Source organism: Streptomyces varsoviensis (assembly GCF_000718635.1).
GTDB lineage: Bacteria > Actinomycetota > Actinomycetes > Streptomycetales > Streptomycetaceae > Streptomyces > Streptomyces varsoviensis.
Genome location: NZ_JOBF01000014.1, coordinates 186,783 through 202,438, shown reverse-complemented (window position 1 = coordinate 202,438; position 15,656 = coordinate 186,783). Strand labels below are relative to the sequence as shown.

The window sequence follows — 15,656 nt, the reverse complement described above, 5'->3', positions numbered from 1 at the left end:
GATGGCGCTGGACATGCGGCCGAAGTCGACGTGGAGTCGACTCACCAAGGCAATTCCGGCGCGAGACATGACGGAAGCGTGGCATGGGCTTCTGCGGCGAGTCCACCATTGTCCGCATGGCGGACTTTTGCGTCCCGGGATGCGAGACGCTTCGCCGGTGTCCGGCGGGTTGTCCGCGGGTGCGTCGTGGCTTGTCGCGCAGTTCCCCGCGCCCCTTATGGGGGGCTATCCGTGTTTCCTCCCGTGCGGGAGCGCTGTGGCCGAGCGCGCAGTTCCCCGCGCCCCTTTGGGGTGCCGCTGTGAGTGGTCACGTGCGGGTGCTCCGTGGCCGAGCGCGCAGTTCCCCGCGCCCCTGAAGGGGGCGGGTTACGCGCCGGGCCAGGGGCCCGGGGTGGGGGTTTTGGGTTCTTGGGCGGTTTCTGTTCTGAAGAGGCGGAAGCCGCGGCGTTGGTAGTTGGCGAGGGCGTGGGGGCCGTCCTTGCTACAGGTGTGGACCCATACGCGCTGCGTCGCGGCGCGTCCCGGCCAGCGGTCGGCCAGGTCCCAGGCGCGGGCCGTGCCGTAGGACAACAGCAGGCCGCCGATGCGACGGCCGCGGAAGGCGGGGATCAGGCCGAAATAGCTGATCTCCACCGCCGCTTCGCGCTGGGCGTCCGCGCCCCCGGCGTCGAGTTCGATGAAACCGGCCGGCGTCCCCCGGTCGTACGCCACCCACGTCTCCACGCCCGGCCGGTCGAGGAATTCCCGCCACCGCGCGTACGGCCAGCCGAGCCGGTCCGTCCACGTCACGTCCTGGCCCACGGCCGTGTAGAGGAAGCGGCTGTACTCGGGGGTGGGGACCTCGGCCCGTACGATCCGCAGGCCCGGCACCTCCTCTCCGCCGTCGGCGGGGGCCAGGTCGGCCGGCGAGGTCTGTTCCAGGTACCAGGTGGTCACGGTGGTGCGATCGCTCATGGGCGTCAGCCAACCACGCCCCCGCGACGCGCCCGGGCCCGGGGCCCGGCCGCGTCATGGCACGGTGCCCCGGCCCCGCCGCGCGCCCAGGACCAGCGGGGCCGTCGAGCCGGGCAGCAGGTCCGCGGGGTCGGAGGGGCAGCGCAGCCGCACGTCGACGCTCTCCGCGAAGCGGTACGGACGGTGCGTCAGCACGCCCGCCAGGGTGCGCCGCATCCGGGACATCTCCGCCCGTACCGTCACCGTGCGCGTCGCGTCGCCGAAGAGGTCCACCGCCAGCTCGGCGGCCGTCCGCCCGTCCCGGTGCCGGGCCAGCGCGTACAGCAGCTCCGCGTGGCGCGGGGTCAGGTCCTGGGTCCAGCGGCCGGCCTCGCCCGAGACGGTGATGGTCCAGGGCCGGGGCCGGCGCAGGTCGACCACGACCCGGCTCGCGGTCCGGGCCCGTTCGTCCGCCTGCGCCTCGCTGTCCTCGACCCGTACGAGCCAGCCGTCCGGCAGGGGTTGCAGGGAGCACATCCCGAGCGACGGCAGCCACACCCGGCCCGCCTGTACGGACTTGGGCAGCGCCACCCGGCCCGCCGAGGCCATTCCGACGACCGCCGCGGTCCAGCCGTCGCGGTCGACGACCATCGCCCGGCCGCCCAGCCGGCACAGCAGGGGCGCGGCCATCGACCGCAGCCGGTCCACGGTCTCCCAGTGCCGGGCCCGCAGCTCCCCCTCGGCGACCTTGGCGACCGCGGTGACCAGCGCCAGCGTCGCCGGGTAGAACGTCTCGGCCGGGCCGCTGACGTCCACCACGCCCAGCAGCCGGCCGTCGCGCGGGTCGTGCAGCGGGGACGCGGCACACGTCCACGCGTGGTGGGTGCGGACGAAGTGCTCGGCGGAGTGCACCTGCACCGGCCGCCGCTCCACCAGGGCGGTGCCGATCGCGTTCGTACCGACCGAGTCCTCCGACCAGGCGGCGCCGAGGCCGAACTCGATGCGGTCGGCTCTGCGGCGCACCGCCCGGTCGCCGTACCGCCACAGCACCCTGCCCTCGGGGTCGGTGACGACCAGCAGATGGCGCTCGGCGTCGGCGACGGTCATCAGCCCGCTCCTGAGCTGCGGCAGCAACTGGCCCAGCGGCGAGGCGTGGCGGCGGTGTTCCAGCTCCTCCGCCGACAGCGGCCGGGACGGCCGCCCGGTGTCCGGGTCCAGGCCGCTGCGGCGCACCCGGTGCCAGGAGTCGCCGATCACGGGGCGCGGCGCGGCCGGCGGCCGGCCGCCGCCCAGGACGGCATCCCGGACGGCCGGCAGGCAACCTTGGGGAATTGGTCTGCGGTTCACGCTGCCATGGTGCCGCTGTGGCGGGCCGCGCACGCCGCCATCGCGAAGATCCGCTATCCAATGGTTGCAACGCATTGCAACTGTTGCGAGCGGCAGGTCCTGTGGCCGAGGGTGGCGATGAGCGGTCGGAGGGTGGTGCCGAGTCGGCGCGGCGCCGCCCTCCACTGTCCACTGCCGTGCAGGTCATCCCCGGGGTGGCGGATACGGTGAGCAGGTGCAGCCAGCGAACGAACCACCGGAGCGGCCGGTCGGGCTCCTCCACAGGGCTCGGGCCCTCTACCGCAACGTGTCCAAACGCAAGTTGGCGTGGCTGCTCCTGAAGGACACCGTCAACTCCTGCATGGAGCACCGGGTCACCGGGCTCGCCGCCGAGGCGGCCTTCTTCACCCTGCTCTCCCTGCCGCCCCTGCTGCTCGGCATCCTGGGCCTGCTCGGCTACCTCGACGTATGGACCGATTCGCACATCATCGCCAGCGTGCAGGAGAACATCCTCAAGGCGTCCGCGACGGTCCTCTCCGAAAAGGGCGTCAACGAGATCGCCCGGCCGCTGCTCGACGACGTCGTCAAGGGCGGCGGCCCCGACGTCGCCTCGCTGGGCTTCGCCATCGCCCTGTGGTCCGGTTCCCGGGCCGTCAATGTCTTCGTCGACACGATCACCATCATGTACGGGCTGGAGGGCCGGCGCGGCATCGTCAAGACGCGGCTGCTCGCCTTCCTGCTCTACATCGTCGCCCTGCTGATAGGGGCGGTGGTGCTGCCGCTGATGGTGGTGGGCCCGGACACGATGGTCTCGCTGGTGCCCTGGAGCACGGACCTCGTGCGCGTCCTGTACTGGCCGGTGGTCATCCTGCTGTCCATCGTCTTCCTGACGACGCTCTACCACGTGTCCGTACCGGTCCGTTCGCCGTGGCAGGAGGACATTCCGGGCGCCCTCGTGGCGCTGGCGATCTGGGTGCTGGGCAGCTTCCTGCTCCGCATCTACCTCACGCACACCGTCGAGGGCCCCACCATCTACGGTTCGCTCGCCGCGCCCGTCGCCGTGCTGCTGTGGATCGGCGTCTCCGCGTTCGCCGTGCTCGTCGGCGCCGCCGTCAACGCCGCCATAGACCGCGTCTGGCCGTCCGTCGCCACGACCGCCGCGCGCGCCGAGGCCGAACGGAGCCGCGACGCCGCCGCCCTGGCCGCCGCCGCGGCGCACGCCGTGGAGCGGGCCGCGCGCGGGCTGGTCGACGACACCGAGGGGGACGGCGACGACGAGGACGAGGGCCCGGCCGGCGACGACGTGGCCCCGCCGGCCGAATTCCCGGAGCGTTGGGCCTCGTTCCTGCCGCCCGAGGACGTGAAATCCCGGCTCCACCACTCCAAACAGGACAAGGAATGACCTCGGGTCCGCAGTGGCCCGGTAAAGCTCAGCAAAGCCCTGTAAAGCCATGTAAAGCCCCGGCGGGCTCTGTAAAGGCTTCCTGTAATACGCCATAGCGGCGATATCCGGAATGCGGACGGGGCTACGTTGATCAAATGAGTTCTGCAACCACATCAGCGAGTTCTGTAGGGGTAACAGCAGACGACCAGAGCCATGGCCGATTGCGCGCCGACGGCGCGCTGCTGTCCCTCAGCGCGGCGTCCGGAGCGGTGGACGCGTTCGCCTTCATCTGCCTCGGCAAGGTCTTCGCCGGCGTGATGACGGGCAACCTCATCCTCATCGGCGCGTCCCTCGGCACCGGGGGCGACAAAGTCGCCTTCCGCGCCGGGACGACCCTCCTCGGCTACGCGGCCGGCGCGACCTTCGGCGCATGGCTGACCGCCCGGTCGCGGGGCCGCTGGCGGACCGTCCTGACCGTGGAGAGCGTCCTGCTGGCGGCCGTGGCGGTGGTGTGGGCGGCGGGGCTCGGCGAGCACGGCTGGACGCACTTCGTGCTCCTGGCGGCCGTGTCCCTGGCCATGGGGATACAGGGCAGCGTCTGCGTCTCCCCGACCAACTACATCACCGGCACCCTCACCACCCTCGCGGGCCGGGCCGGCAGCCGCTCGCTGCGCGCCGCCGACCGCTGGCTGGGCGCCCGCCTCCTCGCCATCATGGCGGGCGCGGCCATAACGGCCCTCGTGGAGTGGACCTGGTCGCCCGGTGCGGGCCTGGTCGCCGTGCCGCTCGCGTTGTTCGCGCTCGTCGCGGAGACGACGGCGCGGCGCGGGACACCGGCCGGATAGCCCGGGCCGGACTCTTTGCCGCGGCCCCTGTCACGTCTCACGCGGCCTCGGTCACGTCCCTGCCACGTCTCACGCGGCCTCGATCACACCTCACGCGGCCCCTGCCCCGCCGGCCGGCGAATAGCCCCCGGCCCGGACCCTCTTACGCGCCCCTCGTCGGCCTTTCGGCCGATGGGGGAGCCGGTGCGTCGGCTGTACGGCCGATCCGCGGGGACCTCGGCGCGGCGGACGATCGAGCGGCGGACGCGCCCGGAGGGACAGTCACCCGGCGCGGCCGCTCCCTTCCGCTCGCCGCCGTGCGGAGCGTGCGGAGCCGTAGAGAGTCGTGCAGGAGCGATACCCCATGCGTCAGAGGACCGATGACCGCCCACCCCGCGTGCAGGCGACACGGGCGGGTGCGGGCCGCCCCCGCACCCCGTCCCTGCTCCGCGCCGCCGCCCGCGGCCTGCGCTCCCACCGGCTCCGCTTCGCGCTGCCCGGCCTCGCCGTGCTGCTCGGCGTCGCGTTCGTCACCGGCGCCCTGCTCTACGGCGACTCCGTCCGTACGGCCCTGGCCCGCGCACAGGCCGACTCCCAGCCCGACGTGTCCGTGACCATACGAGCCGAGGGGCCCGGGCACGCGCCCCGGCTCGACGACGCGCTGCTGCGCAAGCTCCGCGCGCTCCCCGGCGCGGCCGGCGCGCGCGGCACCGCGGAGGGCCGCTCCTTCCTCGTCGGCCCGCACAACACCCTGGTCGGCGACCTCTACCGGGCCACGGGCGTCAATTACGCGCCCGACGCGAGCGGCAAGGACCCCCGCTACCCCCTCACGGCGGGCCGCGGCCCCCGCACCGCGTCGGAGATCGCCGTCGACCGGCGCGCCGCCGAACGCGCCGGGCAGCGGGTGGGCGACAGGGTGCGCGTCGTCGTCGGCGGCGCCGCGCGCAGCGTCCGGCTGGTCGGCGTCTTCACCGCGAAGGACAGCCGCACCGCCGCCGGCGCCACCCTCACCGCCTTCGACACGGCCACCGCGCAGCGGCAGTTCACGGCCCCCGGCACGTACTCCGCCATCACCCTCACCGCCGCCCACGGGACCGGCGACGCCCGGCTGGCCGAGGCGGCCCAGACGCAACTGCCGCCCGGCTTGCGCGCCGTCACCGCGGCGGACCTGAACGCCGACGCTGCCACGGCCACCGCCGACAACGACAAACTCACCACGCTGCTGCTGGGCTTCGCCGGCATCGCGCTGTTCGTCTCCACCTTCCTCGTCGCCAACACCTTCACCATGCTCAGCGCCGCCCGCGCCCGCGAACACGCCCTGCTGCGCGCCGTCGGGGCCACCCGGGCGTACGTGACGCGCCTGGTCCTCACCGAGGCCGCGCTCGTCGGAACGGCCGCCTCCGTCCTGGGGTACGCGCTGGGCATCGGCGTGGCCGAGCTGCTGGGCGCCCTGTTCGGCGTCGCCGACGGCCCCGCCGCCCCGCTCCGGCCGCTGGCCCCCGCCCCGCTGCTCGCGGCGTTCGCGGTCGGCATCTGCGTCACGACCCTGGCCGCGTACCTCCCGGCCCGCCGCGCCGCCGCCGTGCCGCCCGTGGCCGCGCTGCGCACCGGCGAGCCGCCGGCCCCCGCCGCGCTGCGCCGCCGCGACCTGGCCGGCTGGGCGGTCACCGCCCTCGGCGCGCTGCTGACCTGGGCCGCCGTCGGCGACGAGAACCTCCTCTTCGTCGCCGTACCCGTCCTCCTCGTCGGCCTGATCATCCTGGCGCCGCGGCTGGCCCTGGCCGCCACCGCCCTGCTGCGCTCCCCGATGACGCGGTACGCGGGCGTCCGGGGCAAGCTGGCCGTGGAGAACGCCCGCCGCAACCCCCGTCGCACCGCGGCCACCGCCACCACCCTCATGGTCGGCCTCGCCATGGTCACCGCCGTCACCGTGGCCGTCTCCTCCGTGGCCCGCGCGGACGAGCGGGAGGCCGACCGCGCCATGACCTCGGACCTGCGCATCACCGCCGTCGACTTCGCCGAGATCGGCCCCCGCGTCGCCGACCGCGTCGCCGGACTCCCGGACGCCGCGGCCGTCACCCCCGTCATCCGCACCGAACTCGCGCTCCCCGGCGGCGGTGATCACGGTGATCACAACTCCCTCTCGGCGACCGCCGTCAACCCCGCCGCCGTGGCCCGGCTGGCCCCGATCAGCGTCCGCGAAGGCTCGCTGAAGAGCCTCGGCCACGGCATCGCCGTCACCGGGCAGACGGCCGACGCGCACGGCTGGCACGTCGGCTCCCGCGTCCCCGCCGCCATCGCGGGCGCCACCGAGCGGACCACGCTGCCCGTCGTCGCGATCTACGACGCGCCCGACGACTTCACCCCCGCCCTCATCTCCGCCGCGGCCCTCCCGCACACCACCGGCGCCGAGCGCCGCCCGCACATCGAGTCCGTCCTCGTCGACGCCGCCCCCGGCCGCACCGCCGCGCTCCGCGACACCATCCGGCGGACGCTGGACAACCCCGCGCTCCTGATCCAGGACCGCGCCGACGCCCGGCGGGCCGCCGCCGACCGGATGGGCCCGATCCTCAACATCATGTACGGCATGCTCAGCGTCACCGTGCTGATCGGCGCCCTGGGCGTCGTCAACACCATGGGCATGGCCGTCTCCGAACGCGTCCGCGAGATCGGCCTGTTGCGCGCCCTCGGCCTCGACCGCCGCGGCCTCGCCTCCGTCCTGCGCCTCGAATCGGTCGCCATCGCCCTCCTCGGCGCCGTCCTGGGACTGCTCGCCGGCATCGTCTTCGGCGCGGCGGCGGTCCTCAGCCAGGAGGGCGTCCCCCTCGCACTGCCCTGGGACCGGATCGCCCTGTGCTTCGTGGCCACCGCCGCCATCGGCGTGCTCGCCGCCCTGTGGCCGGGCCGCCGCGCGGTGCGCGTCCCGCTGCTGGAGGCGATCGCTTCCGACACGGAGTGATCGCATCCGGCACGGAGTGAGCGCTCCCGACACGGAGTGATCGCATCCGGCAGGGAGTGAGTGGGCGGCACGCGTACGGGCGCCGACGGAAAAACCCGTGGTGCCCGTACGCGCGACCGGTCTAGCATCTGCCGTGTTCGGGACGGCGGCGGACCGCTGCCATCAGAGGTTGAAGAGGGAAGTGGAGGTGGGAACCGTGACGGCTGTCATCGCGCTGGGCGCTGCCCAAGCTCACGAGTTCATCGATCCCATCCCCACGGTCTCCGGCTGACTCGACCTCTTCTCTCTTCCTCCCGCGCGCCGTTCGGCGCGCGGCGCCGGGGCCGGCCTTGTGAAGGGTCTTCCCTTGTCAGACATCATTTCCGCGCACCCGCTCACCGCCTACGGCTGGGACGACGGGTTCGCCGAGAGCTTCGCTCCGTACGCCGCCGACGGGCTCGTGCCCGGCCGGATCGTGCGCGTCGACCGCGGCCGCTGCGACCTCGTCGTGGCCGCCGGCGACACCGTCGCCACCGTGCAAGGCGACACGTCCCTCGTCACCACCGGCGACCCGGTGGCCATCATGTGCACCGGCGACTGGGCCGCCGTCGACCGCGAGCAGGGGTACGTACGGGCGCTGCTGCCGCGCCGCACCGCGTTCGTACGGTCCACCTCCAGCAAGCGGTCCGAGGGCCAGATCCTGGCCGCCAACGTCGACCACGCGGTCATCGCCGTGCCGCTGACCGGCGAACTCGACCTCGGGCGCATCGAACGGTTCCTCGCGCTCGCCTGGGAGAGCGGGGCCACGCCGCTGGTCGTGCTCACCAAGGCCGACCTCGTCACCGACCCCGCCGTCCTCGACCACCTCGTCGCCGACACCGAGGGCGCCGCCCCCGGCGTGCTCGTCCTCGCGGTGAGCGCGGAGACGGGGCTGGGCGTCGACGTGCTCGGCGCGGTGCTCACCGGCGGCACGGCCGTACTCCTCGGGCAGTCCGGCGCGGGCAAGTCCACGCTCGCCAACGCGCTGTTCGGGGCGGCGGCACAGCACGTACAGACCATTCGCGATCGCGACGGAAAGGGCCGGCACACCACCACCACGCGCAACCTCCTGCCGCTGCCGCACGGGGGCGTGCTCATCGACACCCCCGGGCTGCGCGGCGTCGGGCTGTGGGACGCCGGGAACGGCGTCGCGCAGGTCTTCGCCGAGGTCGAGGAGCTGGCCGAGGAGTGCCGGTTCCACGACTGCGGCCACGTCGCGGAGCCGGGCTGCGCCGTGCTGGCCGCCGTCGACTCCGGTGCGCTGCCGGAGCGCCGGCTGGCGAGCTACCGCAAGCTGCTGCGCGAGAACGAGCGGCTCGCCGCCCGTACGGACGCCCGGCTGCGGGCCGAGCGGCGGCGCGACTGGAAGCAGAAGCAGCAGCTCGGGCGGCACATGGCGGAGCGCAAGCGCGGGCCGTCGAGGGGGTGACCGCCCGTCGCCCGCGCCCCGAGCGTCATGTCCGATTTCCGCCGGTCGCCGGGGCGCGGGTACCGCAGACTGGTACCCGTGATGAACGAAGAGACCAGGTACGAGGCGGTGCGCGGACGGGACGCGCGCTTCGACGGAGAGTTCTTCTTCGCCGTTTCGACCACCGGCATCTACTGCCGGCCGAGCTGCCCGGCCGTCACCCCGAAACGGGCGAACGTCCGGTTCTACGCGTCCGCCGCCGCGGCCCAGGGGGCCGGCTTCCGCGCCTGCCGCAGGTGCCGGCCGGACGCCGCCCCCGGGTCGGCCGCGTGGAACGTGCGCGCCGACCTGGTCGGCCGCGCCATGCGGCTGATCGGCGACGGCGTCGTCGACCGGGAGGGCGTCGCCGGGCTCGCCGCGCGGCTGGGCTACAGCTCCCGGCAGGTGCACCGGCAGCTCACCGAGGAGCTGGGCGCGGGGCCCGTGGCCCTGGCGCGCGCCCAACGCGCCCACACCGCGCGTGTGCTCCTGCAAACCACCACGCTGCCCGTCACCGAGCTGGCCTTCGCCGCGGGCTTCGCCAGCGTCCGCCAGTTCAACGACACGATCCGCGAGATCTACGCCAGCACGCCGACCGGCCTGCGCGGACAGGGCCCCGGCGGCCGGCCAGGACGGCGCGGGCGGAGCGGGGGACAGGACGAGCGCGACCACCCGGCCCCGGCCGGCGTCCCCCTGCGGCTCGCGTACCGCGGCCCGTACGCCGCCCGCGAGATCTTCGACTTCCTGGAGCGCCGGGCCATCGCGGGCATCGAGGAAACCCTCGGCCCGGCCGGCGCCCGCACCTACCGGCGCACCCTCCGCCTCCCGTACGGCACCGCGATCGCGGAGGTGGACGAGCCCGGCGCGGGCCGCCGCGCCCGCAACGGGACCCGGCCCGCCGCGGCGGCGGACGGCGGCTGGCTGGAGTGCCGGCTGCACCTCACCGACCTGCGGGACCTCGCCACCGCCGTGGCCCGGCTGCGGCGCCTGTTCGACCTGGACGCCGACCCGTACGCCGTCGCCGAACGGCTCGGCGCCGACCCCTGGCTCGCCCCGCTGGTCGCGGCCCGCCCCGGACTGCGCTCGCCGGGCGCGGCGGACAGCGCCGAACTGGCGGTACGGGCCGTGCTCGGCCAGCAGGTGACCGTCGCCGCGGGCCGCCGGCTCGCGGGCGTACTCGTGGCGGCGTACGGCAAACCCCTGGCCGCCCCCGACGGCGCCCTCACCCATGTCTTCCCCGAACCCGGCGCCCTCGCCGACGCGCCCCTGGCCGAACTGGGCATGCCCGACGCGCGGCGGCGCGCCCTGCGCACCGTCTCCGGCGCGCTCGCCGACGGCCGCGTCGCCCTCGACCCCGGCGTCGACCGCGACGCCACCGAACAGGCGCTGCTCGCCCTCACCGGCATCGGCCCCTGGACCGCCCGCTACATCCGGATGCGGGCGCTGGGCGACCCCGATGTCTTCCTGCCGGGCGACGCGGGCGTCCGGCACGGCCTGGCCGCGATCGGCGCCACGCCGGAGGCGGCCGAGGGGTGGCGGCCCTGGCGCTCGTACGCCCTGCACCACCTCTGGAACGCCCCGCCGGCAACGACAGAAAAGAGCTGATGACCGTGTTGTACACAGAGATCGACAGCCCCCTCGGGCTGCTCCTGCTCACCGGCGAGCCCTCGCCCACCGCCCCCGGCGGCACCGCCCTGGCCTCGCTGTCCGTGCCCGGCCAGAAGAACGCCGTACGGCCGGGCCCCGGCGACCGGCGCGAACCCGCCGCGTTCGCCGAGGCCGAACGCCGCCTCATGGCGTACTTCGACGGCGAGCTGCGCGACTTCGGGCTCGAATACACCACCCACGGCACCGAGTTCCGCGAGAAGGTCTGGGCCGCCCTGGACGCCGTCCCGTACGGGCGGACCACCAGCTACGGGGAGATCGCCGAGCGCATCGGGGCCTCCCGAATGGCGGTACGCGCCGTGGGCGGCGCGATCGGCGCCAACCCGCTGCTCGTCCTGCGCCCCTGCCACCGGGTGATCGGCGCGGACGGCTCGATGACGGGGTACGCGGGCGGCCTGGAGCGCAAGCGGCTGCTGCTGGAGCTGGAGTCCTGAGACCGCGGGCCGCGTACCGCCCGCGGAGTACGCCACGAGCCGCCCGCCGTACGACGCGCGCGCCCGCGGCCCCGGGAAAGGTGGGAGGCGACTGACCGCTCCGAGCGGCCTCGGGGCGGCGACCGCCGACCGATCCGAGGAGCCCGCCATGCCCGCCACCGCCGCGGCCCGCCCCCCAGTGCCGCCCACCGCGCCCCCGCCCGCCGGCCCGCACGCGCCGCTCGCCCGACTGCCCCAACGCCTCGACGCCGCCCGGCCGTACGCGCTCGCCCTCTTCCGCGCCGTCATCGGCCTGCTCTTCCTCTGCCACGGCGCCGCCGCGCTCTTCGGGGTGCTCGGCGGCGCGGGCCCGCAGGGCGGCACGGTCGCCGCAGGCGCCTGGCCGAGCTGGTACGCGGCAGTCATCCAGCTCGTCGGCGGCTCCCTGGTACTGCTCGGCTTCGGCACCCGCACGGCGGCCCTGATCTGCTCCGGCTCGATGGCCTACGCCTACTTCGACGCACACCAGGCCACCGCCCTGTGGCCGCTCCAGAACGGCGGCGAACTCTCCGCCGTCTACGCCTTCGCCTTCCTCCTCCTCATCTTCACCGGCCCCGGCGCCCCGGCCCTCGACCGGCTGCTCACGTCCCGCCGCCCGCTATAGGCGACGACTGGATGGAGCAGGAAGCCGAGGACCACGGCGGTGTTGTGTCCGAAGGCGGTGTAGTCCTCGAAGAACGCGCCGGACACCCACACCGCGGCCAGCAGCCCCGCCATGGTCAGCAGGCGTACGGGCCGGCTCGGCACCGCGTAGGTGAGCACCCCGGCCACGCACAGACCGCCGTAGCTGACGCCGACGTCGATGGCGCTGCCGAAGCCGCGGTCCGGGAAGTGCGCGCTCGGCGTGTGGAGCAGGGCGGTCAGCACCCCGGCGGTGATCAGGGTGGCCAGCACATGACCGAGGAAGAACACCACGACGGTACGGAACGTGCCGAAACGGCGCTCCGCGGGCGCGAGGACGCACAGCGCCAGCAGGGCGACCATCGGCAGATCCGCCATCTCGATCCACAGGGCGGAGTCGACCAGGGCCCCGACGGGGTGCTCGGCGAGCTGGGAGAGGTTGGTGCTGTGCCGGCGCAGCACCTCGGCCTGCCCGCCGGGGCCCAGATGGACGAGGGCCACCGAGTGCAGGAGCAGGAAGGCCAAGAGGCCGGTGGTGGCTGGGGCCGTCACCACCCACGCCCTGAGCCGCGCCCCGACGCGCCGGAGGCGATCCGTACGGTGGGCGCGCGCCGGGCCCGGGGGAGGGCCGGCCGCCACGGCTTCCTGAACGGCCTGGTCGGCGCCCGTAACTGAGTCCATCAGCCGATCATCGGCGGCGGGCGGGCCCCGGCCATCGGGGATGTCCCGGAGGCGCCCCTGACCTCTCCGGCCCCCGGCCACCGGGTCCGCCCCCGGCCACCGGGTCCGCCCCCCGGCCACCGGGTCCGCCCCCGGCCACCGGGTCCGCTCAGTCCTCCGGCAGCCCCCAGCGCGGGGCCGGAGCGTTCGCGGGGACGGGGGCGACGGTGAGGTCGGGGCGGTCGCCGCGGGCGGTGATCAGCGCCGTTCCGCCCTTGCGCAGCGCGATGCGAAGAGTTCCATCGGGGGCGCCGCGCCCGTACGGCTCGTGGTGCAGCCGCCGCCCGTACTCGTCGCGGACCTCCACCGGCCCCTCGATGCCGTGCCGGACCACGCACGGCGCGCCCGCCTCGCTGTGCAGCCGCACCCACCGGGTCCGGCCCTCCTCGCGGACCGCGCTCAGCAGGAACGCGCCCTGCGTACGGAAGTCCCGCAGCGCCGCCGCGCGCCAGGAGCCGGGCAGCGCGGGGAAGACGCGGATCACGCCGCCCCAGCTCTGGCACACCATGTCGTGCAGGGACTGCGCGGCCGACAGCGGGGTCTCGATGACCGGGCCGGACTCCTTGTACATGGTGTTCGGCTGGATGAAACGGGCCATCAGCTCGTCCAGGTACTTCAACGCGTCGTCGCCGCGCCGCATTTGCGCGGACATGGAGGCGGCCCCGGTGAAGGTGTAGCCCTGGAGGGCGCCCTCGAAGCCGACCCAGTGGTTCAGGGACGTCTCGATGAGCGCGCGGTGCTCGGGCTGTTCCCACGTCACCTCGTAGAGCGGGTAGACCGCGAGCAGGTGGGAGTAGTGGCGGTGGGACTTGGCGAACGGCACCCCCGCGCCGATCATGAAGCCATTGGCGTCGGCCGGGTACGGGGCCAGCCTGGCGAGCACCTCCCGCCAGCGCGGCGCGAGCGCGTCCCGTACGCCGAGCGTCCGCGCCGCGTCCAGCAGGGTCGAGCAGCCCCAGCGCAGCAGCATCAGGTCGTAGTTGCAGTCCGGCGCGTCGACGCCGTACTCGGGGGAGAAGGTGGCGGGCAGATGCAGCTTGCCATCCCGGCCGGGGGCGAGGAAGTGCAGGTAGTAGTTGACGGCCTTGCGCAGCAGCGGGAAGAGGACGTCGCGGAGGATCGACTCGTCCATGGTGTGGCGGTAGCTCAGCCAGACGTTGTGCAGCGCCCACGTGAGGTTGCCGACCTCCGGCGTGGGCGGGTTCTGCCCGGGGACGCCGACCGCGTAGCCGCCGTTCGCCACGGACGCCCCATTGAGGAGCGTCATATCGGTCGTACGGGCGATCCCCGCCGAATCCGCCCGGTACGGCCTCGCCAGCTCATCGCTCAGCCGGCGCCGGTATTCGCCGAGCGCCCGCGTCACGGCGTCGAGTTCGAGGTGGTTGGAGCCGTGGATCAGCCAGTACTCCAACTGCACATTGAGGTTCCACCAGGTCGCGGGCCAGGGCGTGGGCTCCAGCCAGGGGCCGGACGTCGCCATGACGGGCGCGTCCCGGCGGGCGGCGGAGGCGACCTTGTAGAGCTGCGCCCAGTAGAAGCGCTGCAACCGCGCGTCGGGCACCGACAGGAAGCTCTTCCGGTAGTACCGGTGCCACCAGGCGCGATGGGCGGGCGCGAGCGCGTCGTACGGCAGGGCCGACGCGCTCCGTACGGTCCGTAGCGCCCTCGCCCGGGCGGTGGCCCGGGGGTGGGACCAGGCGACGGCGGCGTACAGGGTGCGCCGGCCGCCGGGCCCGTGCGTCCGCTCCCGCCACGCCGCGACATGTTCGCCGCCCGCCAGCAGCGGCTGGACCGCCGCCCGTACGCCGCCGTGGTCCGCGACGGTCGCGGGCGGATTGCCGGCGTACCCGGCGGGCAGCGGCTTGAAGGCGGCGCGCGGGCTGATCGCCTCGGCCGGGTGGAAGAACCAGCGGAAACCGCGCTCGCCCGCGCTCGGCACGATCTCCACGGCCAGCACGGAGCGGGAGTTGTGCACCATGGCGCGGAGCGCGAGCGTGCCCGCCTCGGTGGTGAGGGTGCCGGTCAGCTCGGCGTCGCGCAGCCCGAGCCGCCAGTCGACGCCGGTGATCCGGCCGACCGGTTCGAGGGTGAACCAGCCGATCGGCAGCCGGGCGAGGCCGAAGAGGGAGCCGAACTCGGGGCGGTGGTCCTGCACCTCGCTGTGCTGGACGTTGAACCGGATCGCGTTGCGGCCGGGTTCGGCGTAGATGCCGGAGCCGAGCAGGGCGTTGCCGAGGAACGGGCCCTCGTACCAGGTCTTCGGCAGCCGCCGCCAGACGAGATCGGCGTCGGCCAGAACCTCGTGCCAGGGGTCGTGCTCGTGCCGTCGGTGGTCTTCGGGGACCGCGGCGTTCGGGAGCGCTCGCGCGGGTGCGGCCGCGAGCCCTACGGCGCCCGCCGCGCCCGCGACTCCCGCGGCTCCCGCGGCTCCCGCGGCGAGGGCTCCGCCGAGCACGGCTCGTCTGGACGATCCGCCGGCCGTTCCGTTCGGGGTATCCATTCCGCCTCCAGGCGCATGCGACGAGCTCACCCTGCCTCGGCTGATTCATCCGAGGTATTCACCGGAGGAACGTAGAAAGCGCGGAAGGAGACGTCAATAGTTCCGACAGAGATCCGATGAGTGGGCGGAGTGGGCGGAGTGGACGGAGTGGGCGATGGGTTGCCGGCGGAGATACGGGCCCGGGTCAGCCCCAGACCGTCGCGCCCACCCAGGCGCCCACCACCAGCAGACACGCGAACAGCTCGACCAGCACGCTCGTCCCGATCGCCCGCATCACGCCCCGCGTGGACGCCCACGCCTGACCGTGGCCGCCGAGGCGGCGCCGCTCCACGCCGTAGATCGCCGCGACGAAGCCCAGTACGGCCCCGGCCAGCGGCACCACGAAGAACCCCACCACCCCGGCGGCCCCGGCGATCCGGAACGTACGGCGGGTGATGCCCGCGCCGCGCAGCGAACGGGCGGGCAGCAGCCACTGCACCGCCTGGTTCAGCAGCAGCACCGCCGTCGCACCGGCCAGGACGCCCCAGGCGAGCGCGGTCCGCGCCGTCATCGACCACCACAGCACGCCGGCCCAGACGATCAGCGGCCCGGGGACGCCGGGGGTGACCACGCCGAGCAGGCCGAGCAGCATCACCAGCCCGACCAGGAGTAGCTGCGGCGTCTCCATAAGCCCAGGTTGCCGGAAGCCGTGGCCGTCCGCTTCCGGGCGAATATCGACATTCGCCACTTACGGCCGCGAGGGTCCCACACGCCCCGTTTCTCCCGCCCGTGGCCGAAGCGGACGCC

12 protein-coding genes are annotated in these 15,656 nt (G+C 74.4%); 7 read left to right on the top strand and 5 right to left on the bottom strand.

What is annotated here, in order from left to right; translation table 11 throughout:
- Positions 1–366: 366 nt before the first annotated feature.
- Together IF55_RS21435 and IF55_RS21430 are read right to left on the bottom strand one after the other, a co-directional pair.
- On the bottom strand, positions 367–954 hold the full coding sequence (locus IF55_RS21435) for a GNAT family N-acetyltransferase (RefSeq protein ID WP_030887882.1): 588 nt from the start codon (positions 952–954) through the stop codon (positions 367–369).
- A 54-nt stretch (positions 955–1,008) separates the two neighbouring features.
- Positions 1,009–2,280, bottom strand: a complete 1,272-nt coding sequence (locus IF55_RS21430) for a GAF domain-containing protein (protein WP_048832298.1) — start codon at positions 2,278–2,280, stop codon at positions 1,009–1,011.
- Positions 2,281–2,494: 214 nt separating this feature from the next.
- Here IF55_RS21430 and IF55_RS21425 point away from each other — a divergent pair, with 214 nt between their 5' ends.
- The 7 genes from IF55_RS21425 to IF55_RS21395 all read left to right on the top strand — a co-directional run bounded on the left by IF55_RS21425 (position 2,495) and on the right by IF55_RS21395 (position 11,633).
- Entirely contained in the window at positions 2,495–3,661 is a 1,167-nt protein-coding gene (locus IF55_RS21425) for a YihY/virulence factor BrkB family protein (protein WP_030887887.1), read from the top strand.
- 137 nt (positions 3,662–3,798) lie between these two features.
- Positions 3,799–4,488, top strand: a complete 690-nt coding sequence (locus IF55_RS21420) for a DUF1275 family protein (RefSeq protein ID WP_078644888.1) — start codon at positions 3,799–3,801, stop codon at positions 4,486–4,488.
- Positions 4,489–4,831: 343 nt separating this feature from the next.
- On the top strand, positions 4,832–7,426 hold the full coding sequence (locus tag IF55_RS21415) for an FtsX-like permease family protein (RefSeq protein WP_106980440.1): 2,595 nt from the start codon (positions 4,832–4,834) through the stop codon (positions 7,424–7,426).
- Between the two features lie 346 nt (positions 7,427–7,772).
- Positions 7,773–8,873, top strand: coding sequence for a ribosome small subunit-dependent GTPase A (gene rsgA, locus IF55_RS21410; RefSeq protein ID WP_030887893.1), 1,101 nt, complete (start codon positions 7,773–7,775; stop codon positions 8,871–8,873).
- Between the two features lie 81 nt (positions 8,874–8,954).
- Positions 8,955–10,496 (top strand): AlkA N-terminal domain-containing protein, encoded by a 1,542-nt coding sequence (locus IF55_RS21405; RefSeq protein ID WP_037966370.1) that lies wholly within the window; start codon positions 8,955–8,957, stop codon positions 10,494–10,496.
- Positions 10,496–10,990 (top strand): methylated-DNA--[protein]-cysteine S-methyltransferase, encoded by a 495-nt coding sequence (locus tag IF55_RS21400; protein ID WP_030887899.1) that lies wholly within the window; start codon positions 10,496–10,498, stop codon positions 10,988–10,990. Before IF55_RS21405 ends, IF55_RS21400 begins: the two co-directional genes overlap by 1 nt.
- Before the next feature lie 148 nt (positions 10,991–11,138).
- The gene (locus IF55_RS21395; RefSeq protein WP_030887902.1) at positions 11,139–11,633 is read left to right on the top strand and encodes a DoxX family protein; all 495 of its coding nucleotides are present in this window, start codon (positions 11,139–11,141) and stop codon (positions 11,631–11,633) included.
- Here IF55_RS21395 and IF55_RS21390 read toward each other — a convergent pair.
- The 3 genes from IF55_RS21390 to IF55_RS21380 all read right to left on the bottom strand — a co-directional run bounded on the left by IF55_RS21390 (position 11,546) and on the right by IF55_RS21380 (position 15,537).
- Positions 11,546–12,331 (bottom strand): rhomboid-like protein, encoded by a 786-nt coding sequence (locus tag IF55_RS21390; protein ID WP_048832269.1) that lies wholly within the window; start codon positions 12,329–12,331, stop codon positions 11,546–11,548. The two genes, IF55_RS21395 and IF55_RS21390, sit on opposite strands and share 88 nt — an antisense overlap.
- Before the next feature lie 148 nt (positions 12,332–12,479).
- Positions 12,480–14,870, bottom strand: a complete 2,391-nt coding sequence (locus IF55_RS21385) for a glycosyl hydrolase family 95 catalytic domain-containing protein (RefSeq protein WP_030887910.1) — start codon at positions 14,868–14,870, stop codon at positions 12,480–12,482.
- Positions 14,871–15,054: 184 nt separating this feature from the next.
- Positions 15,055–15,537, bottom strand: a complete 483-nt coding sequence (locus tag IF55_RS21380; protein ID WP_030887911.1) for a DUF456 domain-containing protein — start codon at positions 15,535–15,537, stop codon at positions 15,055–15,057.
- Between the last annotated feature and the right edge of the window lie 119 nt (positions 15,538–15,656).

Bases quoted from the DNA above. Each gene is read 5' to 3' on its own strand.
- IF55_RS21420 (WP_078644888.1), top strand. From the start codon at position 3,799: ATGAGTTCTGCAACCACATCAGCGAGTTCTGTAGGGGTAACAGCAGAC.
- IF55_RS21380 (WP_030887911.1), bottom strand. From the start codon at position 15,537: ATGGAGACGCCGCAGCTACTCCTGGTCGGGCTGGTGATGCTGCTCGGC.
- IF55_RS21385 (WP_030887910.1), bottom strand. From the start codon at position 14,870: ATGGATACCCCGAACGGAACGGCCGGCGGATCGTCCAGACGAGCCGTG.
- IF55_RS21395 (WP_030887902.1), top strand. From the start codon at position 11,139: ATGCCCGCCACCGCCGCGGCCCGCCCCCCAGTGCCGCCCACCGCGCCC.
- IF55_RS21390 (WP_048832269.1), bottom strand. From the start codon at position 12,331: ATGGACTCAGTTACGGGCGCCGACCAGGCCGTTCAGGAAGCCGTGGCG.
- IF55_RS21415 (WP_106980440.1), top strand. From the start codon at position 4,832: ATGCGTCAGAGGACCGATGACCGCCCACCCCGCGTGCAGGCGACACGG.
- IF55_RS21400 (WP_030887899.1), top strand. From the start codon at position 10,496: ATGACCGTGTTGTACACAGAGATCGACAGCCCCCTCGGGCTGCTCCTG.
- IF55_RS21435 (WP_030887882.1), bottom strand. From the start codon at position 954: ATGAGCGATCGCACCACCGTGACCACCTGGTACCTGGAACAGACCTCG.
- IF55_RS21405 (WP_037966370.1), top strand. From the start codon at position 8,955: ATGAACGAAGAGACCAGGTACGAGGCGGTGCGCGGACGGGACGCGCGC.